General features: G+C 66.7%; 18 protein-coding genes and 4 pseudogenes. 10 read left to right on the forward strand and 12 right to left on the reverse strand.

Annotated features, from left to right (window positions below; all coding sequences use genetic code 11):
• On the forward strand, positions 1-536 hold a 536-nt coding region (locus ATB1_RS06030; protein WP_042662695.1), incomplete at its 5' end, for a 5'-nucleotidase C-terminal domain-containing protein.
• Between the two features lie 92 nt (positions 537-628).
• The gene (locus ATB1_RS06035; RefSeq protein ID WP_042662696.1) at positions 629-1,036 is read left to right on the forward strand and encodes a universal stress protein; all 408 of its coding nucleotides are present in this window, start codon (positions 629-631) and stop codon (positions 1,034-1,036) included.
• 79 nt (positions 1,037-1,115) lie between these two features.
• On the opposite strand, the pseudogene ATB1_RS06040 reads toward ATB1_RS06035, so the two are convergent.
• Positions 1,116-2,310: pseudogene (locus ATB1_RS06040) on the reverse strand (mechanosensitive ion channel family protein).
• 92 nt (positions 2,311-2,402) lie between these two features.
• Here ATB1_RS06040 and ATB1_RS06045 point away from each other — a divergent pair.
• Positions 2,403-3,143, forward strand: coding sequence for a proteasome assembly chaperone family protein (locus tag ATB1_RS06045; RefSeq protein ID WP_042662697.1), 741 nt, complete (start codon positions 2,403-2,405; stop codon positions 3,141-3,143).
• A gap of 129 nt (positions 3,144-3,272) precedes the next feature.
• Positions 3,273-4,334, forward strand: coding sequence for an HTH-type sugar sensing transcriptional regulator TrmB (gene trmB / locus ATB1_RS06050; RefSeq protein WP_042662698.1), 1,062 nt, complete (start codon positions 3,273-3,275; stop codon positions 4,332-4,334).
• 59 nt (positions 4,335-4,393) lie between these two features.
• Here the strand turns inward: trmB and ATB1_RS06055 are convergent.
• The 8 genes and pseudogenes from ATB1_RS06055 to ATB1_RS06090 all read right to left on the reverse strand — a co-directional run bounded on the left by ATB1_RS06055 (position 4,394) and on the right by ATB1_RS06090 (position 12,726).
• Positions 4,394-5,193, reverse strand: a pseudogene (locus tag ATB1_RS06055) (hypothetical protein).
• A 42-nt stretch (positions 5,194-5,235) separates the two neighbouring features.
• Positions 5,236-6,336, reverse strand: a complete 1,101-nt coding sequence (locus tag ATB1_RS06060; RefSeq protein WP_042662699.1) for a Gfo/Idh/MocA family protein — start codon at positions 6,334-6,336, stop codon at positions 5,236-5,238.
• Between the two features lie 170 nt (positions 6,337-6,506).
• The gene (locus tag ATB1_RS06065) at positions 6,507-6,710 is read right to left on the reverse strand and encodes a hypothetical protein (RefSeq protein WP_042662700.1); all 204 of its coding nucleotides are present in this window, start codon (positions 6,708-6,710) and stop codon (positions 6,507-6,509) included.
• A gap of 103 nt (positions 6,711-6,813) precedes the next feature.
• A pseudogene (locus tag ATB1_RS06070) lies at positions 6,814-8,005 on the reverse strand (ABC transporter ATP-binding protein).
• Between the two features lie 2 nt (positions 8,006-8,007).
• The gene (locus tag ATB1_RS06075) at positions 8,008-8,967 is read right to left on the reverse strand and encodes a carbohydrate ABC transporter permease (RefSeq protein ID WP_042662701.1); all 960 of its coding nucleotides are present in this window, start codon (positions 8,965-8,967) and stop codon (positions 8,008-8,010) included.
• Position 8,968: 1 nt separating this feature from the next.
• Entirely contained in the window at positions 8,969-9,916 is a 948-nt protein-coding gene (locus ATB1_RS06080) for a carbohydrate ABC transporter permease (protein ID WP_042662702.1), read from the reverse strand.
• A 126-nt stretch (positions 9,917-10,042) separates the two neighbouring features.
• On the reverse strand, positions 10,043-11,593 hold the full coding sequence (locus tag ATB1_RS06085; protein WP_128081411.1) for a substrate-binding domain-containing protein: 1,551 nt from the start codon (positions 11,591-11,593) through the stop codon (positions 10,043-10,045).
• Positions 11,594-11,748: 155 nt separating this feature from the next.
• Positions 11,749-12,726, reverse strand: a complete 978-nt coding sequence (locus ATB1_RS06090; protein ID WP_042662704.1) for an aldo/keto reductase — start codon at positions 12,724-12,726, stop codon at positions 11,749-11,751.
• A gap of 125 nt (positions 12,727-12,851) precedes the next feature.
• Between ATB1_RS06090 and priS the strand changes: the two genes are divergently transcribed.
• The 3 genes from priS to bcp are packed head-to-tail and all read left to right on the forward strand — an operon-like array spanning position 12,852 to position 15,490.
• Positions 12,852-14,009 (forward strand): DNA primase small subunit PriS, encoded by a 1,158-nt coding sequence (gene priS, locus ATB1_RS06095; RefSeq protein ID WP_042662705.1) that lies wholly within the window; start codon positions 12,852-12,854, stop codon positions 14,007-14,009.
• On the forward strand, positions 14,006-14,986 hold the full coding sequence (locus ATB1_RS06100; protein ID WP_042662706.1) for a DNA replication protein: 981 nt from the start codon (positions 14,006-14,008) through the stop codon (positions 14,984-14,986). The genes priS and ATB1_RS06100 overlap by 4 nt, the downstream gene beginning before the upstream one ends.
• A 36-nt stretch (positions 14,987-15,022) precedes the next feature.
• Positions 15,023-15,490 carry a thioredoxin-dependent thiol peroxidase gene (bcp, locus tag ATB1_RS06105; RefSeq protein WP_042662707.1) on the forward strand — a complete coding sequence of 156 codons (468 nt, stop codon included), beginning with the start codon at positions 15,023-15,025 and terminating at the stop codon, positions 15,488-15,490.
• 309 nt (positions 15,491-15,799) lie between these two features.
• Here bcp and ATB1_RS06110 read toward each other — a convergent pair whose 3' ends face one another.
• A complete protein-coding gene (locus tag ATB1_RS06110; RefSeq protein WP_042662708.1) occupies positions 15,800-18,064 on the reverse strand; it encodes a CDC48 family AAA ATPase in 2,265 nt (754 codons plus the stop codon).
• Complete coding sequence (locus ATB1_RS06115) at positions 18,065-18,316, reverse strand: Hsp20/alpha crystallin family protein (RefSeq protein ID WP_042662709.1); 252 nt, start codon at positions 18,314-18,316, stop codon at positions 18,065-18,067.
• Between the two features lie 252 nt (positions 18,317-18,568).
• On the opposite strand from ATB1_RS06115, the pseudogene ATB1_RS24065 reads away from it, so the two are divergent.
• Positions 18,569-19,353 (forward strand): annotated as a pseudogene (locus ATB1_RS24065) (alpha/beta fold hydrolase).
• Positions 19,354-19,399: 46 nt separating this feature from the next.
• Here the strand turns inward: ATB1_RS24065 and panB are convergent.
• Positions 19,400-20,209, reverse strand: a complete 810-nt coding sequence (gene panB / locus ATB1_RS06125) for a 3-methyl-2-oxobutanoate hydroxymethyltransferase (protein WP_042662711.1) — start codon at positions 20,207-20,209, stop codon at positions 19,400-19,402.
• A gap of 142 nt (positions 20,210-20,351) precedes the next feature.
• Between panB and ATB1_RS06130 the strand changes: the two genes are divergently transcribed.
• On the forward strand, positions 20,352-20,858 hold the full coding sequence (locus ATB1_RS06130; protein WP_042662712.1) for a type IV pilin: 507 nt from the start codon (positions 20,352-20,354) through the stop codon (positions 20,856-20,858).
• A gap of 133 nt (positions 20,859-20,991) precedes the next feature.
• Positions 20,992-21,228 carry a DUF5822 domain-containing protein gene (locus tag ATB1_RS06135; RefSeq protein WP_052367777.1) on the forward strand — a complete coding sequence of 79 codons (237 nt, stop codon included), beginning with the start codon at positions 20,992-20,994 and terminating at the stop codon, positions 21,226-21,228.
• Positions 21,229-21,301: the final 73 nt, after the last annotated feature.

Genomic DNA, 21,301 nt, shown 5'->3' on the forward strand with positions numbered 1-21,301 from the left:
AGTGCCGCGTCGGCAACGCCATCGCCGACGCCTATCGCTGGGCGACCGGCGCGGACGTGGGGCTGCAGAACAGCGGCGGCATCCGCTCCGGCCCACCCGTCGGCCCCGACGTGACCCACGCCGACCTCGTGAGCCTCGTCCCCTTCGAGGAGCACCTCGTCGTCGCCGAAGTGACAGGCACGGAGCTACTGGCGGCGTTCGGGGCCGCCCGCGGGGCCGAGATGGGGTTCGGCGAACCGGACTGGTGGCACGCCCACGTCAGCGGCGCGCGCATCGTCTGGGACGACGACCGCGACGAGGTCGTCGAGGCGTTCGTCGGCGGCGAACCAATCGACCCGGAGGCGCGCTACACCGTCGCCACGAGCGACTACCTGCTCCACAGCACGCAGGAGTTCCCAGCCATCACGCAGGCTCACCGGGTCGGCGAGTTCGAGATACAGCACGACGCGCTGGCGCGCTACGCCCGCGAGGTCGGCTTCGACGCCGCGGTCGAAGGGCGCATCGAGCGCCGGTCGGCCACCCGCGCCGACGACTGAGCGCGGTCGAAGGGGCGAAACGGGCGCGCGTCCGTCGGCCAAGCCGACCGAGAGGGAAAGGTTCACGCACGCCCGGCGAGTGGTTTCGGAGTATGACACGGGTCGTGGTCCCGGTTCGGTACCCCCTCTCGAAACACTCCCGGGCGACGCTCGAAGAGGCCGTCCGCGTCGCGAGAGAGCGCGACGCCGAACTGACGGTCCTCCACGTCGACCTCTACCAGTCGAACCGCGGCGTGACGCGGACCGAACTCAAGCGGGCGGTCGAAGGCGAGTTCGGCCCGCTCGTCCGCGCGCGCTACGTGGTCCGCCGGGGCTTCCTCGTCGAGGAGACGATTCTCGAAGAGGTCGCCGCCGAGGAGGCCGACATCGTCGTCATCGGGTCGAAACAGGCGAGCCGCTGGCGGCGGATGCTCCGGCGGTTCCTCGACGACCCCGACATCGACGTGTTCCTCCGCGAAAAGCTCGACTGCACGGTCATCACCGTCCGCGCGGACGACTGAGCCGGCGGCTCTCGGGTTCGGATTCGTTTTCCCGGTTTCGATGCGGTTCCCAGCTCCGACTGTTTTCGCCGTTCTCCGGTCAGTCGTCGCCGCCGGCGGCGTCCGTCGATTCTGGGTCCGCCGTCTCGGCGGCCGCCGACTCCGCGTTCGTCGAGTTCGGGGCGTCGGTCGCGTCGGCCGCGTCGCCCGAGTCAGCCGGGGGTTCGGGGCCCTCGCCGTCAGAGACCGGGTTCGTGGGCGCTCCCGGTGCCGGCGACGCGGTGGCGTGACGCCGGTTCGCGGCCTCGTCGCCGGTGACGTGGAGGCTCCCGCTCGTCTCGTCGAAGACGAGGTGGGTGTGCGGGTAGGCGAACTCGACGGTCGCCTCTGACTCCTCGACGAGCGTCCAGAGCCGCGTCTGGACCTCGGACTGGATGCGGCCGATTTTGTACGGTTTCAGCGCCCAGTAGCGGAGGCGCAGGAGGACGCCGTTGTCGGCGTAGGAGTTGATGTAGGCGGTCGGCTTCGCCGGGTAGCGGGCGCTCCCGATGCGGATGTCCGGCCCGCCTTCGACCACCGCGTCGCAGTCGCGGGCGGCGCGCTCGACGAGGTCGCGGGCGGCGTCGATGTCCGACTCGTAGGTGACGAGCACGTCGAGCGACAGGCGGGTCCGCTCGTCTTCCGCGGAGTAGTTGATGACGTCGCGGTCGCGGATGTTCGAGTTCGACATCACGAGAAAGGTGTTGTCGAGGGTGAATATCTTCGTGTAGCTCAGGGTAATCTCGTCGATGAAGCCCTTCGTGCCGTCGTCGAGTTCTATCATGTCGCCGATTTCGAACGGCTGGTCCGAGAGGACGAACACCCCGTTGATGATGCTCCCGACGATGGGCGCGAGGACGATACCGAGCACCGCCGAAAACACCGTCACCGAGAGGACGATGTCGCCGAGTTCGAGGCCGAGGACGTTCGCCCCGACGCCGACGCCGACGAGGACGATGGCGAGGCGGACGATTCGGAGGACGGTCTGGGCGACGCTCTGACGGCGGAACTGCCGGGCGACCGGCCGGCCGAGCAGGCGGACGATCGTACTTCGAGAGCCCGACCGACAGGGTGACGATGACGAGGGCGACGGCGATGCGCCACCCCGGGAACAAGAGGTACTCCGGCACGAACGTCGGCGGCGTGAGCGCCGTGGACTGGAGCGGGGCGACCGCGACGTGGCCCCCCGCAGTCGGTACCCCGCCCGACGCGCCCGACGCGCCCGACACGTCGGCAACCCCCTCGACTCCGTGCATGGAAACCGCAACGGGGAGCGGCGAAAAAAGGGTTGTTACTACGGGGGGCGGTCGCGGTGAACGGCTAAGTGTCGGGGCGTCGCAATATTAGTATGAGCAACGCGACGACCTCCCGTCCCGACTTCCAGATAACGCACGACACCCCGCCCAGTCGAGCGCTCCTCTGTGGCTTTTCGTCGTTCGGACTCGCCGGCCTCACGGCCGTCGACTTCATCGTCGACCACCTCGACCTCGAACAGACCGGCCACCTCACCGTCGAGGGCCTCCCGGCGGTGACGCCCTTCGAGGACGGGCGGCCCCGCCACCACACGCGACTGTTCTCCCGCGACGACCTCGACGTGACCGTGCTCGTCGGCGAACTGTTCGTCCCGGCGGTCCACGGCACGCAGTTCGGAAACGCCATCCTGGAGTGGACCGAACGAAATCAGGTGGAGGAACTCGCCGTCCTGTCGGGGATTCCGATGGCCCACGGCCCGGACGAACACCGCGTGTTCTACATCGCCACCGACGACTACCGCGAGGCGCGACTCGCCGACAGCGACATCCCGCCGATGGGGCGCGGATTCTTCGACGGCACCAACGCGGCGCTCGTCGAGCGCGGCATCGGGTCGCCCCTCGGCGTCGGCGTCTACGTCACGCCCGTCCACGCGCAGGTCCCCGACGTCGAGGCGGCGATTCGACTCGTCGACGCCGCCGACGACGTGTACGACCTCGGCGTCGACTCCTCGCCGCTGGAGTCCTTCGCGGCCGAGGTGCAGCAGTACTACGCCGAACTCGCCGAGCGACTCCACGACAGCGAGGCCGACCTCCCGGAAGACCGGATGTACATGTGAGGGGCGATTCGGTCGCTGTCCCGCGATATTCGACGGCCGCCCTGCTATCAGTTGTGCCACTTGTTTTCGGAATTTCGTGCTACTCGGATTTCAGTAAATGATTTAGGTGATGCCGTACACGTCACGAGCATGGCCGACGAACTGCGGCTCACCATGGAGCGAGTCGGTGAGCGCTTCAACCTCGGTGAGTACGAGATAGACGCGTATCTGGCCGTCCTCGAACACGGACAGTTGACGGCGAGCGAAATCGCCGACCGAACCAGCATCCCCCAGCCGCGGGTGTACGACACGGTCCGGAGCCTGTCCGACCGCGGCCTCGTCGAACTCCGCGAGTCGCGGCCGATGAAAATCGTCGCCGTCGACCCCGACGACGCCTTCGCGAACGTCAAGACCTCACTGGAGGAACTCATCGAGGAACTGGAGGCGCGGTACACCGCCCCCGCCCGCGACACCGAGGCGGTTTCGCTCGTCAAGTCGCGGTCGACCATCCTCCGCTACATCGAGGAGATTATCGAGGCCGCCGAGTACGAACTCGTGCTCTCTTTGACGCCCGACCTGCTCCGTCGCTTCCGCGACGACCTCGCGGCGGCCATCGATAGCGGCGTCAGCATCGACCTGCTGGTCACGCCCGCCTCCCGCGCGCCCGACCCCGAGGAGTTCAACTACCTCGACGTGGCGACCATCGCCCGCGCCCGCCGCGGCATCACCTCGCCCGTCCTCGCGGTCGCCGACGGCGAGTACTCCATCTACGCGACGCAGGACGCCCTCCGAGACGACCGCGACCGCTACGGCGTCATCTTCAACCGCTCCGCGCTCGGCTTCCTCGTCAGCGGCTTCTTCGGGACCGTCCTCTGGACCACCGCCGAGACCATCGTCGCCAACGGCAAGCGTCGGCCGTTCCCGCGCCGCTACGCCTCCATCCGTCGGGCCGTCAAGGACATCCGCGAGATAGACGGCGACTTCTACGCCTCCGTCTCCGGCCGCGACATCGAGACGGGCGACCCCGTCGTGGTCGAGGGGCGCGTCATCGAGACGGCCTTCGAGGACACGGAGGAGGTCGCGTCGCTCCACATCGAGACCGAAGAGAGCGTCGTCGAAGTCGGCGGACTGGTCGCCGCGCTCGAAGACGTGGAGGGACAGGAGATTCTGCTCGGCCGCGACGAGGTTCCGAACCGCGACGAAATCGTCTGAAGCCGCGTCGTCAGTCACCGCACGTAGCTTTTCGGGCCCGCCGCCCTCGCCAGCGACGGCTACTCGTCGGGGAACTCGTAGACGACCGCGCCGCAGTCCGCACAGCCGAGCACCTCGTGTTCCGGCGAGTCGTACAGCCCCGCGGTGCCGCCGCAGCAGTTGCGCGTCGTCGTCTCCTCGACCGCGCCGCCGCAGTCCGGACAGACCTCGGTGAACATCCGCATCGGCTCCGTGGCCGCGAGCGCGACCATCGGGTCGACGCCGCGCTCGACGACCGTGTAGAGCGTCGCCACGTCCGCGATGGCCTGCGGCCGCGAAATCCACACGGACATCGAGGGACCGTCCAGCGAGATGCCATCGAACTCGGCGTCGACCGTCGCGTCGAACGGGACCGCGTTGGCGACGGCCTCGGCCAGTTCCTCGTCCGTGGTCTTCCGGAGCGTCGCCATCGTCGACTCCCACACCTCGCGGGCGTCGTCGTCGAGGAACAGACCGTCTTCCTCCTCGACGAGCACCCCGGCGTTCAGGAGCGTCGAGAGCATCACGTCGGGGTCGACGTTGGCGTCGAGCGACTCCGACCGGCGGTCGGGGCCGCCGTCGTCGCCGTGTTCGAAGTACGTCGGCGAGGCCGAGCGCAGGAAGACCAACTGCGGCGCGAACGAGGGCGTGCCGGGGACGACGTAGCCTCGGAAGTACACGGCGAGCGCGCCGCCGACGAGGACGACGAGCCGAGGAGCGGCGAGAGCACGCTGACCGCGAGGCCGACGAGGACGACCAGCGCGATGTTGACGGCGGTACACGGCAGACAGCGGTTCTCGCCGGTGTGTTCCGGGCGCCTGAGTGAGTCGATGACGGACATGGTGTGAAAAGTGGGACTGTGGGGTGTTCGCGTTCGCGGTGGTCAGTTCGCCCGGGGGGGCTCCGTCTCGGTCTCGACCGCGTCGAGGCGGATCGCCTTCCCCGTCTCCGACGAGCGGTAGATTGCGTCGATGACGCGCTGGACGGCGAGGCCCTGTTCGACCGTGTTGCGGCCGGGGTGTTCGCCCTTGGCGACGGCCGCGAGGAACGCCTCCTGTTCGGTCTTGTGGGTGTCGTTGTCCCGCGTCCCCACGTCCGCGGTCGAGAGGTGGTTGCCGCCGCCGACACCGTCCTCGTAGAACTGGAGGTCGTGGCTCGCGCGGTCGAAGCGCACGCCGCCCTCCGTGCCGCGGAGGAAGAACTCGTCGTTGGTCGGGCGGTTCGTCGCCCACGCGACTTCGAGGGAGATGGTCGTTCCCTCCTCGGTGCGGATGAAGGCGCTCGCGGAGTCGTCCACGTCGAAGGCCTCCGGGCCCACGTCCTCGCCCCACATCTCGACGAAGGTGTAGTCGTCGCGGTCGCCGAACTCCGAGCGGGTGACGCCGGAGACCTCGACGACCTCGGGGAAGTCGAGGAAGTAGAGCGCGAGGTCGATGGCGTGGACGCCGATGTCGATGAGCGACCCGCCGCCCGCGACCTCCTTCGAGGTGAACCACGACCCGCGGCCGGGGATGCCGCGGCGGCGGACGTAGTTGGCCTCGACGTGGGTGACGTCGCCGAGGCGGCCCTCCTCGTAGTGGTGGCGGACGACCTCGACGGGGTTGGCAAAGCGGTTGTTGAAGCCGACCATGCAGAAGCCGTCGGCCTCCTCGGCCGCCTCGGCGATTCGCTCGGCGGATTCGAGCGAGTGCGCCAGCGGCTTTTCGAGCAGGACGTCGAGGCCCGCGTCGAGCGCGGCGACGGCGTACTCCTCGTGGAAGCGGTTCGGGGTGGTGATGATGACCGCGTCGACCTCCCCGAACAGTTCCGACTTCTCTTCGTAGGTGTTCACGTCGTACTTCTCCGCGAAGCGCCGACGGGCGTCCGCCATGATGTCGAGGCCGCCGACGAGGGTCGCGCCGAGGTCGACGAGGCGGTCTGCGTGGTGGTGTCCGATGTTTCCGAGTCCGACGATACCGATTCGGACCGATGATTCTGTGCTCATGATTCGATGATTAACTACTGGTGGTGTTAAGTTTCACGTTCTTTGGGCTGAATTGCCAGAATCGACCGCGAGACCCCGGTTAGCAAGCGTTCTCACTGCGACGGGTGGCGTGCAATGGAGCCGGACCAGACGGGGCGAGACGAGACGGGACACGCGGGTCGAGTCGGCGTTCAGTAGAGCTGTTCTTCTCGCTCCTTGCGTTCTTCTTCGCGGCGCTGTTCCTCCTTGAGCCGACGCCGTCCGCGGAGGTACTGCCTCCCCTTCGGGATGAACTTGTTCTTCAGGTCGAGGAGGAACGAGACGATACCGTAGGCCCAGAAGAAAAACAGGACGGTCATGCCGCCGAGGTACAACAATCCGAGTTCGTTGACCATGGGTGTGAGTGTGTGCTGTGGGTGAGTTCGGTGAGCGTTGTGCGGGCTGTGCGGGCGCGGGCGGGGTCGAGGACGAACCGACGCGGGCCGTTTTACGGGCGCGTCAGTCGTCGCTTTCGGCTTCCGTGCCGGCCGCGCCGCTCGTCTGGACGGCCGTCTCGATGCCGTGGCTGATGGCCTCGCCCGTCGCCGTGTCGAAGAGGTGGACGCGCGAGCGGTCGAGCACGACGGTCACGTCCTCGTCCTCCTCGATGTCGGTGTCGGGGGCGACGCTCATCAGCAGTTGGTCGTTGGCGACGCCGCTCGTGTCTTCGAGGTCCGTCTCGGCCGACTCCGAGAGCTTCAGGTAGACGAATATCTCGTCGCCCATCGGTTCGAGCACGTCGGTCACGGCCTCGATGCGGTGGCTGGGGTTCGAGACGAGCGCCTCGTCGTCGACGAGGTACACGTCCTCGGGGCGGATGCCCATCGTGACGTCCGTCCCCGGTTCGACGCCGAGGTCCGCGGGGTCGAACTCCACGTCGATGTTGGTCGAGACGAAGCCGCCTTCGGTGACCTCGCCGTCGAGGAAGTTCATCGAGGGCGAGCCGATGAAGCCCGCGACGAACAGGTTCGACGGCTCGTTGTAACAGACCAGCGGTGGGTCTATCTGCTGGAGTTGGCCGGAGTCGATGACCGCGATGCGGTCGGACATCGTCATCGCCTCCGCCTGGTCGTGGGTGACGTAGATGATGGTCGTGTCCAGTTCCTTGTGGAGTCGCTGGAGTTCGGTCCGCATGTGGACCCGGAGCTTCGCGTCGAGGTTCGCGAGCGGCTCGTCCATCAGGAAGACGCCGGGGTTGCGGACGATGGCGCGGGCGATGGCGACGCGCTGTCGCTGGCCGCCGGACATCTCGTCGGGCATGCGTTCGAGCATCCCCTGCAACTGGACGATTTCGGCGGCGCGCTCGACGCGGCGCTCGATTTCCTCCTTGTCGTAGTTGCGGAGGCGGAGCCCGAAGGAGATGTTGTCGTAGACGTCCATGTGGGGGAACAGCGCGATGTTCTGGAACACCATCGCCACCCCGCGGTCCTTCGGCGGGAGGTTCGTCACCTCGCGGTCCCCGATGAACATCTCTTCCTCACTCGGAGGGGATGGTGAGGCCCGCAATCATCTCCATGGTCGTCGACTTACCGCACCCCGACGGACCGACGAGGCAGATAAATTCGCCGTCCTCGATGTCGAGGTTCATGTCGTCGACCGCCGTTACGTCGTCGTAGTGCTTGCTTACGTGTTCGAGTGTTACGTCTCCCATGGTTACTCCTTCAGCGCTCCTGCAGTCAGTCCACTCACGATGCGTTCCTGTGCGATGATGACAAGGATGGCCACGGGTAAGACCCCCACGATGGAGGCGGCGGCCATCAGGTTGTACGGGGTGTCGAACTGCCCCTGATACTTCAGGATACCCGCGACGATGGGGGCCCACGAGTCGGCCTCGCCGTTGTTCATCAGGAACGAGAAGAAGAACTCGTTGTAGACGCTGATGAACGTGAGGACGCCCGCGGTCGCCACGCCGGGTGCCGAAAGCGGCACGATGACGCGGAACAGCGCGCCCAGTCGGGTCGTTCCCTCCACCCGCGCCGCATCCTCCAACCCGTCGGGAATCTGCCCGTAGAAGGTCGTGAGGATGAATATCGACAGCGGCAGGAACAGCGCGCTGAACGGGAACACCATCGGTGCCGGCGTGTTGAACAGGTCCGGCGTCGATATCGTCACCATCCCGATGCTAATCGCCGTGTTCCCGGTGAACAGCTCGAAAAGCGGGATGAGGAACGCCGCCGGCGGGAAGTAGCTGATGGCGAGGATGCCGAGCATCAGCACGCCCTTCCCGGGGAAGCGGAGGCGACCGAAGACGTACCCCGCGAGGCTGGCGATGAGCAACACGAGCACGGTGGTCGTGATGCCCAGCACGAAGCTGTTGAACATGTACAGGTGGAACGGCACCCGCTCGAACATCGCGATGAACACCTCGGGGTTGAACCCCTTCGGCACCAGCCCCATGTTGGCGATGAGGTTGTTCGGCGTCAGCGCCAGCACGAGCAGCCAGTAGAACGGGAACAGCGTCGTGACCAGGAAGAACAGCATCGCGACGTAGAACATCGCGCGGTACACCCGGTCGGGGTTCTTGATGGCCGAGTCGACCCAGCGGCCGAGCGGCCCCTGTTCCGTGTCGGCGTCGTCGGAGCCGATGCCGGCTCCGGGAGTTTCGCTGGACATCTTAGAGACCCTCGCTAGCGAAGTTCACGATGTACACCGAGACCACGACGGCAATGATGCCCGCGGTGACGAACGCCACGGTCGCCGAGGTCCCGTACAGCGGCGTGTTGAACGTCGTGACGACGAGACACGACAGCGACGGAACCGTCTGGCAGCCGGCCATGGTCTGGATGATACCGTAGACGCGCATCGCGTCGATGGTGCGGAACAGCATCGCGACGAGCACCGTCGGCAGGATGAGCGGGAAGGTGATGAGCTTGAACTGCTGCCAGCGCGACGCGCCGGCGACCTTCGCCACGTCGTACAGCGACCGGTCGATGCTCTGCATCCCCGCGAGGATGAGAAGCGCCATGAACGCTGAGGTCTTCCACACGTCGGCCACGATGATGAGGAACAGCGCGTCAGCGGTGTCCCGAAGCGGTGTGGTGCCGATGAGACCGAGTTGGTTCAACAGCGCCGGGTCCTCGGTCGTACCGACGAGGAACCCGATGTTCGGTTGGAACATCAGGAACCAGATCATCCCCTGGATGACGATGGGCACGGCCCACGGGATGATGATGGCGACGCGGACCCAGCGCCGGCCGCGGAAGTCCTGGTCGAGGATGAGCGCCTGACCGAAGCCGATGAGCGTTTCGAACAGCACGCTGAACACGGTGAAGATGAGCGTCACCATGAGCGCGCTGGAGTAGATGTTCGTGACGAACGGGAACTCCGAGGTGAACGTCGGGAGGAAGTTCGACGGGAGCGCGTAGTTGCGCGCGCCGGTGAACAGGTCGATGTAGTTCTGCAACCCGACGAACTCGCCCAGTCGTGCGGTCCCCGTCAGCCGGTCGGCGAACAGCGACATGCTGAACGTCGAGACCAGCGGGTAGACCGCGATTACCCCCAAGAGGACGAGCGCGGGTGTCAAAAGCAGGTACGCGAACTGCGTCTCGGAGAGCGACTCCATCCAGTTAACGGCCGAGGCGTACGGGCCGCTTCTCCGGGTGTCGGAAAGTGCCTCCCCTGATTGTTGTTCTGTAGCCATGTCAAATGATAACGTGTATGTTTGTTACGTCTCGGTAAAGACGTTGTTCTACGCGTTCTGCTCGATCTGCTCGAGCTGCGATGCGAGGTCGGCCATCGCCTGCTCGGGCGATTTCTCCTGTGCGTACGCGGCGTTGACCTCCTGTGAGACGCGGCCGGACTGCTGCGGCCAGACGACCGTGACGGGGCGCGGAATCGCGTTCTCACCGGCGACCTTCAGCGCGTCGAGGTAGCGACCGATGATGGGGACTTCCGCGGCCTCGTCGGATTCGAGCAGGGTCGGGCGCGGCGGAATCCAGCCGATGATGCGGAACATGTCGAGCTGGAACTGCTCTGTTTGCATCGCGCGGAACACCTGGACTGCGGCCTGCTTCTGTTCGTCCGAGGAGTTCGGGTTCATCGTCAGGTGCCAGCCGCCGAGGGCCGCGACGGGGCCGCCGGTGCCCTCGTACTGGGCCTCGTCGGCGGTGACGCCGTACGGAATCGGCATGACGCCGAGGTCCTCGCCGAAGCCGGTCTGGTCGTTCTCCTCCGAGGGCTCCGCGCCGTTGATGACGATGGAGTACGGCCAGTTGCGGTGCATGACCGCGTTGCCCGTCGTGAACGGCTGGCGGGACGGCTCTTCGGTCCACTGGAGAACCGCCTCGGGCGCGATATTGCCCGTGATTCCCTCGAGGGCGTGTTCGTCGTCCTCGCCGTGGATGAGGGTGCGAACCATCCGAATCGAGTCGAGGACCGGCTCCTCTTCGACCGTAATCGGGCGGTCGCCGATGGGGCCGAAGAGGTTCTCTCGGCCGCCGAAGTACGCGCCGCCGTAGGACGTCATGAACTCGTTGAAGTCACAGCACGACAGGCCCTCGTAGACGTTCGCCTGGAACGTGTATCCGTTATCGATGTCGGAGTTGGCGTCGAGCGCCTCCTTCGTGATGCGCGAGAACTCCTCCCAGGACATGGACTCGGTCGCCCACGTCTCGAAGTCCTCGTCGGAGTACCCCGCGTTACGAAGCAGGTCCTTGCGGTACTGCATCGTCGGGAAGTCAGGGAACAGCGGCTGGCCGTAGAGGTCGCCGTTGGTTCCCTTCGCCGTGGAGACGCTGGCACCGAAGTACTCGTCTTCGATGGTCGAGGTCAGTTCGTCCGGAAGCGACTGCGAGAGGTTCTGCAGTTGGTTCCGGGCGATGAACGGAATCGTCCACCCGCTGTCCATCATGAGCAGCGTCGGCTCCGAGCGGCCGCCGGAGAGCCACTGCTGGTACTGCGCCTGTCGGTTGTCGGTAACCTGCGAACCGGCGATAATCTCCACGGTAATGTTGTCCGGGAGGCCAGCGTCGCTGAGCGCCTGCAGGACGTCCTCTTCGGCGTCCGCGATACGCGTGTCTGCGGCCCACTGAATCGTGATTTCCTCGGTCGGTTCCTCGGTGTTAATCGGCGTGTCGGTGTCGGTGTCGGTACCGCCGTTGCCGCCACCGTTGCCGTCTCCGCCACCGGTGCTAATGCACCCGGCCAGTCCGACGGCGACGCCCGATGCGCCGGCCGCCTTCACAAAACTGCGTCGAGAGACGCCAGTACGCTTGCCCTTGCGTGAGTCAGCATCAACCATTACAGTCTGTATTCTACAATTAGTGATTATTTATAGTTTTGGTGCTGGCCACTACCGGTGTTGTAGTAAATTACTTGTCAATAGTCTCGGCAGTCCGAAATTCAATCAGTCGAGAATCTGTAACTATTGTCCGTAAAAGTCAGCGCCGTTGATGCTTAGTCTTTACCCGGCGCGGGCCACCGCGGCGTCTTCGGGGCCTCGATTCGCTCCATGTCCTCTTCGCTCAGGTCCACGTCGAGCGCGCCGACGTTCTCTTCGAGGTGGTCGAGTCGGCGCGGTCCGATGATGGGCGCGTCCACGACGGGCTTGTGGAGGAGCCACGCGAGTGACACCTGCGCGGGCGTCGCTCCTTTCTCCTCGGCGAGCGAGCGAATCGCGTCGAGGACGGCCCAGTTCTCGTCGGTGAAGCGGTTCGACGTGTACTCGTCCGAATTCGCGCGCGTGTCCGCGGGCACCTCGGCGTCGCGCTCGTACTTGCCCGTGAGGAAGCCGCCCGCGAGCGGCGACCACGGGATGACGCCGACGCCCTCGCCCTCGCAGACCGGGAGCAGGTTCGCCTCCTCGTGGCGGTCGACTGCGTTGTACTCCGGTTGCATGGCGGCGAAGCGTTCGAGGTTCTCCACGTCGGCGGTGTACAGCGCCTTCGTGAACTGGTACGAGGACATCGTGCTCGCGCCGACGTAGCGGACGAGTCCCTCTTCGACGAGGTAGTCGAGCGCCGAGAGCGTCTCCTCGATGGGGACTCCCTCGTCCCAGCGGTGAATCTGGTAGAGGTCGATGTAGTCGGTGCCGAGGCGGTCGAGGCTCGCGTGCGCCTGGTCGATGATGTGCTTGCGCGAGAGCCCGGATTTGTTCGGCCCGTCGCCCATCGGGAAGTAGACCTTCGTCGCGATGGCGAGTTCCTCGCGGTCGCGCTCGGCGATGGCCTCGCCGACGATTTCCTCCGACTCCCCGCGGGAGTAGGCGTTCGCCGTGTCGAGGAAGTTGATGCCGGCGTCGAGCGCGCTGTCGAGGAGGTCGAGGCTCGCCTGCCTGTCGTTCATCATCCACTCCGCGCTGGAACCGAAGTTCATACAGCCCAGACAGAGCCGCGAGACTTCGAGTCCGGTGTCGCCGAGGTAGGTGTACTCCATGTCGGTCACACCGGTTCATACACGAACGGTAATGATAAGCATACGCACACCACGGACGTGAGAGAAACGACCACGGACGCGCGGAGACGTAATCGCTTTACCCGCGCCTCCGGAACCCGAGGTGTATGGACGGGCGCACTCGCGAGTACCTCGAAGGTCGCTTCGGCGATTACTACCGGAGCACTGACGTTCCGCTCCCGCCCGCCCCGGGCGAACGTGAGTGGGGCGTCATCCCGTGGTCGGCCGGCGGCACGCGGATGCACCGCCACCAGTCGCTTCTCGACCTCGGCGACCTCTCGGACTACCTCGCCCGGAGCGCGCCCCGGCACGTCTACTTCTCGTCGGCCCGGTTTTCCGACCCCGGCGCGTCCTCGATGGACGACAAGGGCTGGCGCGAGGCGGACCTCGTGTTCGACATCGACGCGGACCACCTCCCCGGCGTCGACCCCGAGACGACGGGCTACGCCGACATGCTCGACGCCGGGAAAGATGCCCTGTTAGACCTCCTCGACCTCCTCGAAGACGACTTCGCGTTCGAGGAGATGCAGGCGGTGTTCTCCGGCGGCCGCGGCTACCACGTCCACGTGCGCGACGAGTCGGTCCGCGGCCTCGACAGCGAGGCCCGCCGCGAGATAGTCGATTACATCCGCGCCATCGACCTCGATTTCGACGCGCTCATCGAGACGCGACAGCACGGGACGACGACCCAGCGCGTCCTCCGAACCGAGGGCGGGTGGGGTCGGCGGACCCACCGGCGACTCCTCGACTTCGTGGACGCGCTGTTAGAGATGGAAGAAGACGCCGCGCTCTCGCGGCTGAAGGAACTCGACGGCATCGGCGACGGGCGCGCGAAAACCATTCTCGGCGCGTTCCGCAACAACCCCGACGCCGTCCGCGAGGGCAACGTCGAGGCCGGCGGCCCCGGCGTCCGGACGCTGGTCGAGGCGCTCGCACACGAGACCGTCGAAGACGAGACCTCGCCGATAGACGAACCCGTGACGACCGACACGAAGCGGCTGATTCGCCTCCCCAAGAGCCTCCACGGCGGGTCCGGACTCGTCGTCGAACCGCTCGACCGCGACCAAATCGAGGAGTTCGACCCTCTCTCAGACGCGGTCCCGGACCGCTTCCGCGGCCGCGACATCGCCGTGAAAGTGACCGACGCCGGCGAAGTCGAGTTCGACGGCGATAGCTTTACACTCGACTCCGGCGTGCAGTCAGTAGACGAGAGCCTCGGCGTGTTTCTCATGACCCGCGGCCGAGCCGAGAAGGTGACAGAATGAACGTAGACGACCTCAGGAGCGTGCTTCGGACGGAGCGACAGAAAGACAGCTTACAGCACCTCCGCGAGTCGTTTTACGAGGACGTCGCGGAGTTCATCGCCGAGCAGAAGGCGAAACGCGAACAGAAGGCCGAACAGCTCGGCACCCACTACTCGCCGGAGATTCGGCGGCTCACGGATGAAATCGAGACCGCGGAGGAGGTCGTCACCTCCATCTACGAGCGCCGCGTCGGCAAGGTCGTCAAGGCCGCGAGCTTCGCGGCCGCGGGGATGTCCTCCGAGACGGACGGGCTGACCCGCGAGGAAAAGCGGCTGTTCGACGACCTCGTCGACCGCATCGAGGAGAACCGCGGCACAGTGCTGTCCGCGCTCGAAGACGTGTCGGCCGCCGACTCCCCGCGGGACGACGTTGCGGCGACCGACGTGGCGACCGCGGAACCGGACGCGCCCGGCGGGTCGGGTCCCGCAATTCCGCCGGACGAGCCTGACCCGGAGACCGCGCCGACCGGAACCGACGCCGACGCTGGCGGCTCCGAGACCCCCACCGGCGATTCGGCCGCGGGCGACGTGCTCGCGGACGCGATGGGCGGTGGGACCGGCGACGGCGCTTCGAACCCGGAGCCGACGCCTCAGACGGGGACCGACCGACCGGCCACCGAGGCCGCCGCGGTCGAACCCGACTCCGAACCCGCCGACTCCACCCCCACAGACTCCGGCCCGGCGGTTCCGCCGGACGAACCCGACCCGGAAACCGCGGCCCCGTCGGCGGACGACGCCGACACGGTCGAGCCGTCAGCCGACGACCCGCTTTCCGGCCTCGCCGACGAGCGCGAGACGGTGCGCATCACCGCCGACGTGGGGACCATCCTCGGCGTCGACGAGCGCGAGTACGACCTCGCCACCGAGGACGTGGTGACGCTCCCGGCGGCCAACGCCGACCCGCTGGTCGAACGCGGCGCGGCCGAGAAACTCGACTGAGAAAGACCCTTCTTTCCGCCGCCGGAACTGGTGGCTATGCTCGAAATTGGCGACGACGCCCCCGACTTCGAACTCCCCGACCAGCGCGGCGACCTCGTCTCGCTGTCCGACTTCCGCGGCGAACACGTCGTGGTCTACTTCTACCCGCGCGCCGACACGCCGGGGTGTACCACCGAGGCCTGCGGCTTCCGCGACTCGTGGGACGAGTTCGAAGACCGCGACGCGGCGGTTCTCGGCATCAGCGACGACCCCGTCTCGGACCTCGACTCGTTCGCCGAGAAGTACGACCTCCCGTTCACGCTCCTGTCGGACGAAGACGGCAGCGTCTCCGCGGCGTACGACTCCTATGGCGAAAAGAACATGTTCGGCAAGACGTTCGACGGCGTCTTCCGCAACTCGTATCTCGTCGGCCCCGACGGGACCGTCGAGCGGGTCTACGAGGGCGTCTCGCCCGACGGCCACGCCGACGAAATCCTCGCAGACCTCGACGAACTCGACGGCTGAGCGGTCGGTCGGGGTCTCTCGCCCCCTCGCGCCGAATCCACAACTACCGACCGAGTACATTCTTTACAAACGACGGGAGACACACCGCATTTCCGGTGAAACAAACGTAGAACTCGTTTATTATTTCGTATCCCGAGAACCGCGTACCACTACGTAGCAGATGGGAGTGATATGAACGTGACGGTCGCCGCCGCCGCGGCGGGCGGCGGACGAACAGTCGCCGCGAACTGGCTGGGCTGTCGCGGCCGACAGCGCCACCGCTCGGGGACAATCACTTCGAAAAACCGCTTGAGCCGGGTTACGAGGCGCTTACTGGAAGGTGCGACCGACTTCCGTCTCGCGGTCGCGTTCGACCTCGCTCTTCTGGAAGCGCTCTTCGATTTCCTCGTAGCGGCGGCGCACGTCGTCGGTGACGCTCGCGCCGATTTCGTCGAGCGCGTCTTCGAAGTGTTCCATCGTCACGCGGACGTTCCCGACGCTCTCGCCGATGTCCTCTTTCTCGACGCTCCGGATGAACTCGCGGGAGGCGTTCATCGACGCCTCGCGGGCGAGCGCTTCGAGGTCGGCACCGACGTAGCCGTCGGTCTTGGACGCGATTTTGTCGAGGTTCACGTCGTCCGCGAGCGGCTTGTTGCGGGTGTGCACGTCGAGGATGGCGCGGCGGGCGTCCTCGTCGGGGACGGGCACGTGGACGTGGCGGTCGAGGCGGCCGGGGCGCAGGAGCGCCGAGTCGATGAGGTCCGGCCGGTTGGTCGTCGCGATGACGACCACGTCTTCGAGCGCTTCGAGGCCGTCGAGTTCGGTGAGCAGTTGGGAGACGACGCGCTCGGTGACGCCCGAACTCGACGAGTCGCGGCCGCGCTCGGTCGCGATGGAGTCGATTTCGTCGAAGAACACCACCGTCGGGGCGTTCTCGCGGGCCTTCTTGAACACCTCGCGGACGCCCTTTTCGGACTCGCCGACGAACTTGTTCAGGAGTTCGGGGCCCTTGATGGAGATGAAGTTCGACTCCGCCTCGTTGGCGACGGCCTTCGCCAGCAGGGTCTTCCCCGTGCCCGGCGGGCCGTACATCAGGACGCCCTTGGCGGCGTCCATGTCCATCTGCTGGAACACCTCGGGGTATTCGAGCGGCCACTGGATGGTCTCGCGGAGGCGTTCCTTGGTGGGTTCGAGTCCGCCCACGTCCTCCCACGTCACGTCGGGAACCTCGACGAACACCTCGCGGAGCGCCGACGGCTCGATGCTCTTGAGCGCCTGCTTGAAGTCGTCTTCCGTGACTTTGAGGCCTTCGAGCACCTCGGCGTCTATCTCCTCGGCGTCGAGGTCGAGCTGCGGGCGGATGCGCCGCAGGGCGTGCATCGCCGACTCCTTGGCCAGCGATTCGAGGTCGGCCCCGACGAAGCCGTGGGTGCTGTCGGCGTAGGCGTCGAGGTCCACGTCGTCGGTCAGCGGCATGTTCCGCGTGTGGACCTGCATGATCTCCTTGCGACCGTCGCGGTCCGGCACGCCGATTTCGATTTCGCGGTCGAAGCGCCCGCCGCGGCGGAGCGCGTTGTCGATGGCGTCCACGCGGTTGGTCGCGCCGATGACGACGACCTCGCCGCGCTCGTCGAGGCCGTCCATGAGCGACAGCAGCTGGGCGACGACGCGGCGTTCCACGTCACCGCCGGCCTCGCTGCGCTTGGGCGCGATGGAGTCTATCTCGTCGATGAAGACGATGGCGGGCGAGTTCTCCGTCGCCTCCTCGAAGATTTCGCGGAGCTGCTCTTCGGACTCCCCGTAGTACTTCGACATGATCTCCGGGCCGGAGATGGTGTGGAACGAGGCGTCGATTTCGTTGGCGACGGCCTTCGCGATGAGCGTCTTCCCCGTCCCCGGCGGGCCGTGGAGGAGCACGCCTTTCGGCGGCTCGATGCCGAGGCGCTTGAACAGCTCGGGGTGGCGCATCGGGAGTTCGATCATCTCCCGGACCTGTTCGAGCTCCTTGTCGAGGCCGCCGATGTCCTCGTAGGTGACGGAGGGGCCGCCGTCGTCGCCCGGCGCGGAGTCCTTAATCTGCTCGGCGGGCTTCTGGCTCACCTGGAACTCGGTGTTGTCGGTGACGACGACGGTGCCGTCCGGGTCCGTCGACGCGATTTTGATGGGGACCGACTGGTTCGACGCGCTCATGAAGCCGAAGCCGAGCGGAAGCTGGACGCTCTGGCCCTGCGCGACCGGCTGGCCCGAGAGCTTGTCGCGGATGTACGTCCCGATGTTGCCGCCGATGCGGAGGTTCTGCGGGAGCGCGATAGTGACGCGCTTTGCGGGCTTCACGTCGGCTTTCTCCACGTCCACGCGCTCGTCGATGCCGACGCCGGCCTGCTGGCGGAGGCGACCGTCGATGCGGATGATACCCGTTCCCTGGTCTTCGGGGTACCCGGGCCAGACGCGGGCGATGGCGGTCCCGTCGTTCGGACCGTCGATGCGGATGAAATCTCCGCCTTCGAGGTCGAGTTCCGCGGCCGCGGCTCGGTCGATGGCGGCGAGTCCGCGACCGGCGTCCTTCTGTTTGAGGGGTTTGACGATGAGTTTCATTTACTTGGTGAGGGTGATGGTGAGCACGCCGTTTCGAACCGCTACGTCGGCGTCGCCGCCGGCGGGAAGTTCGAACTCCGTCTCGGTCACCCGGTCGCCGGTGTCGGCCACGACGATGGCCGTCGACCCGACGATGTCCACGTCGATCTCGTCTTCCGAGAGACCCACGTCGGCCGCGATGACCCAGCTGTCTTCGTATTCGTACCGGCGAATGAACCGCTCGTTCCCGCCGGCGAACTGTTGCATGCTCATGATAAGTCTAACCCAAGGTTAGCGTTTTGAATATATAAATCTTTCTCCGCCGAATCGGGTGACGACACCGATATTCCGCACTTCGGTTGAATTGCGGTTCACAGTCGCCACGCCTCACCGTACTGTTCGCGGCGGAGTAACGTCAAACTAGTGGCCTCGGCAGTCGGCCGCCCGGTCGAGCCGACGCGCTCCGCCGCCGAAACTCGGTGCCTGCGTGGGGGTTTATTGGCTCGCGGCGACCAATTTCGAGGTATGGAGACGGCCTCGGTTGACCACCACGGACGGGAGACAGCCTATCGATACCGCGACGCGGGCGGAGAGGGACCGACGCTCCTCTGTGTACACGGGAGCGGCGGCGCACACGGCGTCTGGCGCGGCCAGTTCCGCCTCGCCGACGACTACCCGGTCGCCGCGCTCGACCTGAGCGGCCACGGCGACAGCGACGACGTGGACGGCCGACGCCGGCTACGAGACGCTGTCGGCCTACGTCGACGACGTGGTCGCCGTGGCCGAGGAGACCGACGCGAGCGTCCTCGTCGGCAACTCGCTCGGCGGCGCGGTCGTCCTGACGCTCGCGCTCGAACGCGACCTCGACCTCGACGCGCTGGTGCTCGCGGGCACGGGCGCGAAACTCGCCGTGCTCTCGGACCTGCTGAACTGGCTCGACGACGACTTCGACCGCGCCGTCTCCTTTCTCCACGGCGAGGACAAACTGTTCCACGCCGACGACGAGCGACTCGTCGAGGGCTCCAAAGAAGCGATGTACGACGCCGGACAGGCCGTCACCCGCCGCGACTTCCTGTCGTGTCACACCTTCGACGTCCGCGACGAGGTCGGGCGAAATTTCGGTTCCGACGCTCGCGCTCGTCGGCGAGTACGACCGCCTGACGCCGCCATCGTACCACGAGTACCTCGCGGAGACGATGCCCGACTGCGAACTCGGGACGGTCGAGGACGCCGCGCACCTCGCGATGCTCGAACGACCGGCGGCGTTCAACGAGGCCGTGAAGTCGTTCCTCGACCGCCGCGTCGCGTAGGTCGTCGCAACCGGGCGCGAGTTCGGGTGTCTGGAGACGAGGGCCCTCAGTACAGTTCGTCGAGGTCGTCTTCGACGTGGCTGTGTTCCTCGGCCGGGAACTCCCCGGCTTCGACGGCGTCCCGGTACGCGCCGACCGCCCGCTCCATCTCCGATTTCACGTCGCCGAACTGGGCCGCGAAGGGCGGGGTTCGGTCGCTCATGCCCACTACGTCGTCGACGACGAGCACCTGCCCGTCGCAGTCGGGGCCCGCGCCGATGCCGATGGTCGGGACGTCGATGGCCGCCGTGACCTGTTTTGCGAGGTTCGCCGGGACGTGTTCGAGGACGAGCGAGAACGCGCCCGCGTCGGCGTGGGCCTTCGCGAGGTCGAGAATCTCCCGCGCGTCGTCGCGGTCGGTTCCCTGCCTGCCGTAGCCGACCTCCCTGACGCGCTGGGGCGTCAGCCCGAGGTGGGCCATCACCGGGATGCCGAGCCGGACGAGGTGTTCGGTCAGTTCGACCGTGTGCGGGCCGGATTCGAGTTTGACCGCGTCGGCGTCGGCCTCCTTGAGCATCCGGCCGCAGTGTTCGACGCTCGACGCCTCGTCCACGCCGACAGAAAGGAAGGGCATGTCGGCGACGACGAGGGCGTCGTCGGCCGCGCGCGCCACCGCGGCGGTTCTGCTCACCACGTCCTCGACGGTCACCGGGAGCGTCGAGTCGTAGCCGAGCGCCGTGTTGCCCATGCTGTCGCCGACGAGGATGACGTCGATGCCCGCCTCGTCGACGACGCTCGAGGTCGGCGCGTCGTACGCCGTGAGCATCGTGATGGGCTCGCTACCAGCCTTCGCCCGAATGGACCGTACCGTGACCATGCGTGCTGTTCGCGCGTCCGGGTTATCAGCCTTATCAGCCAGCTCCCGAACACCGCCGGAGGGTCGCCCGGCGCGCCCGGTTTTCTCGACCTGCCCCCGAAGTAACACTTTACTCCGGGGAACGCGCCCGTGCGAACGACGCATGCCCGCTTTGTCCCCCTCCGGACGCCGCTCGGCCCGCGGCATCTCGCCGGTCGTCGGCGTCTCGCTCCTCGTCGTCATCGTCGTCCTCCTCGCCGCGATGGTCGGCGTGATGGTGATGGGGTTCGAAGACGTGCTCTCCGAGCCCCAACCGCAGGTGTCGTTCGACGTGGACTACCACCCATCCGGGCCGGATAACGGCGCGAACGGCGCGTACATCAACATCACCCACGAGTTCGGGAGCATCGAAGACGGCAGTCAGGTGTTCGTCGTCGACGACGCCAACAACCGCATCGCGTGGGAGGACGTGTGGACCGGCGGCGAGCGGGTCGGCCCCGCGGGCGAGTACGCCCACATCGACGGTGCCGGCACCGACAGCGCGCTGAAGCCCATCTGCGAGGCGGGCCAGCGCTACCGGGTCGTCATCGAACACGAGGACGGGTCGTCGAGCATCCTCGTCGACTACGAGGTTCCGACCGAACCGACCTCGAAGAGCGCCGCCTGCTGAGCGACGGCCCGCACCGGGCCGTCGGAGGCGCGTCGCGAGCGCGAACCGGCACGCATTAGCCGTCGCCGTGATACTGCTACCCGTGCAACCAGTCGAGCGCTCGAATCCGGACGGCGTCGATTACGGGTGGGTCATGCAGATGACCTTCGTCACGACGATTCTCGTCGGGTCGCCCATCGTCGCGGTCCTCTCCGTCAATGCCGGCCTCCAGACGTGGGGCGCGCGCGCCGAGTTCGCGATTCGCGTCGGCGCAGTCATCTGGTTCGTGACCGCCGTCGCCCTGTTCGTCTACGCCAAGCGGACCAACGCGGGCGACGGCGGGACGCCCCCCGAGGCCGAGTTGGACACCGACATCGACGCGGAGGACTGAGGCCGACCGCGGCTGACCGCGGGGCCGCGCCCACGACGGCGATGGCGACCGCGGCGGCGCTCGCTCCCGGAAA

It is taken from the genome of Haloferax sp. ATB1 (assembly GCF_000730175.1).

Excerpts from the sequence above, each read along its gene's own strand:
- ATB1_RS06035 (WP_042662696.1), top strand. The coding sequence starts at position 629 with ATGACACGGGTCGTGGTCCCGGTTCGGTACCCCCTCTCGAAACACTCC.
- ATB1_RS06045 (WP_042662697.1), top strand. The coding sequence starts at position 2,403 with ATGAGCAACGCGACGACCTCCCGTCCCGACTTCCAGATAACGCACGAC.
- trmB (WP_042662698.1), top strand. The coding sequence starts at position 3,273 with ATGGCCGACGAACTGCGGCTCACCATGGAGCGAGTCGGTGAGCGCTTC.
- ATB1_RS06060 (WP_042662699.1), bottom strand. The coding sequence starts at position 6,336 with ATGAGCACAGAATCATCGGTCCGAATCGGTATCGTCGGACTCGGAAAC.
- ATB1_RS06065 (WP_042662700.1), bottom strand. The coding sequence starts at position 6,710 with ATGGTCAACGAACTCGGATTGTTGTACCTCGGCGGCATGACCGTCCTG.
- ATB1_RS06075 (WP_042662701.1), bottom strand. The coding sequence starts at position 8,967 with ATGTCCAGCGAAACTCCCGGAGCCGGCATCGGCTCCGACGACGCCGAC.
- ATB1_RS06080 (WP_042662702.1), bottom strand. The coding sequence starts at position 9,916 with ATGGAGTCGCTCTCCGAGACGCAGTTCGCGTACCTGCTTTTGACACCC.
- ATB1_RS06085 (WP_128081411.1), bottom strand. The coding sequence starts at position 11,593 with ATGGTTGATGCTGACTCACGCAAGGGCAAGCGTACTGGCGTCTCTCGA.
- ATB1_RS06090 (WP_042662704.1), bottom strand. The coding sequence starts at position 12,726 with ATGGAGTACACCTACCTCGGCGACACCGGACTCGAAGTCTCGCGGCTC.
- priS (WP_042662705.1), top strand. The coding sequence starts at position 12,852 with ATGGACGGGCGCACTCGCGAGTACCTCGAAGGTCGCTTCGGCGATTAC.
- ATB1_RS06100 (WP_042662706.1), top strand. The coding sequence starts at position 14,006 with ATGAACGTAGACGACCTCAGGAGCGTGCTTCGGACGGAGCGACAGAAA.
- bcp (WP_042662707.1), top strand. The coding sequence starts at position 15,023 with ATGCTCGAAATTGGCGACGACGCCCCCGACTTCGAACTCCCCGACCAG.
- ATB1_RS06110 (WP_042662708.1), bottom strand. The coding sequence starts at position 18,064 with ATGAAACTCATCGTCAAACCCCTCAAACAGAAGGACGCCGGTCGCGGA.
- ATB1_RS06115 (WP_042662709.1), bottom strand. The coding sequence starts at position 18,316 with ATGAGCATGCAACAGTTCGCCGGCGGGAACGAGCGGTTCATTCGCCGG.
- panB (WP_042662711.1), bottom strand. The coding sequence starts at position 20,209 with ATGGTCACGGTACGGTCCATTCGGGCGAAGGCTGGTAGCGAGCCCATC.
- ATB1_RS06130 (WP_042662712.1), top strand. The coding sequence starts at position 20,352 with ATGCCCGCTTTGTCCCCCTCCGGACGCCGCTCGGCCCGCGGCATCTCG.
- ATB1_RS06135 (WP_052367777.1), top strand. The coding sequence starts at position 20,992 with ATGCAGATGACCTTCGTCACGACGATTCTCGTCGGGTCGCCCATCGTC.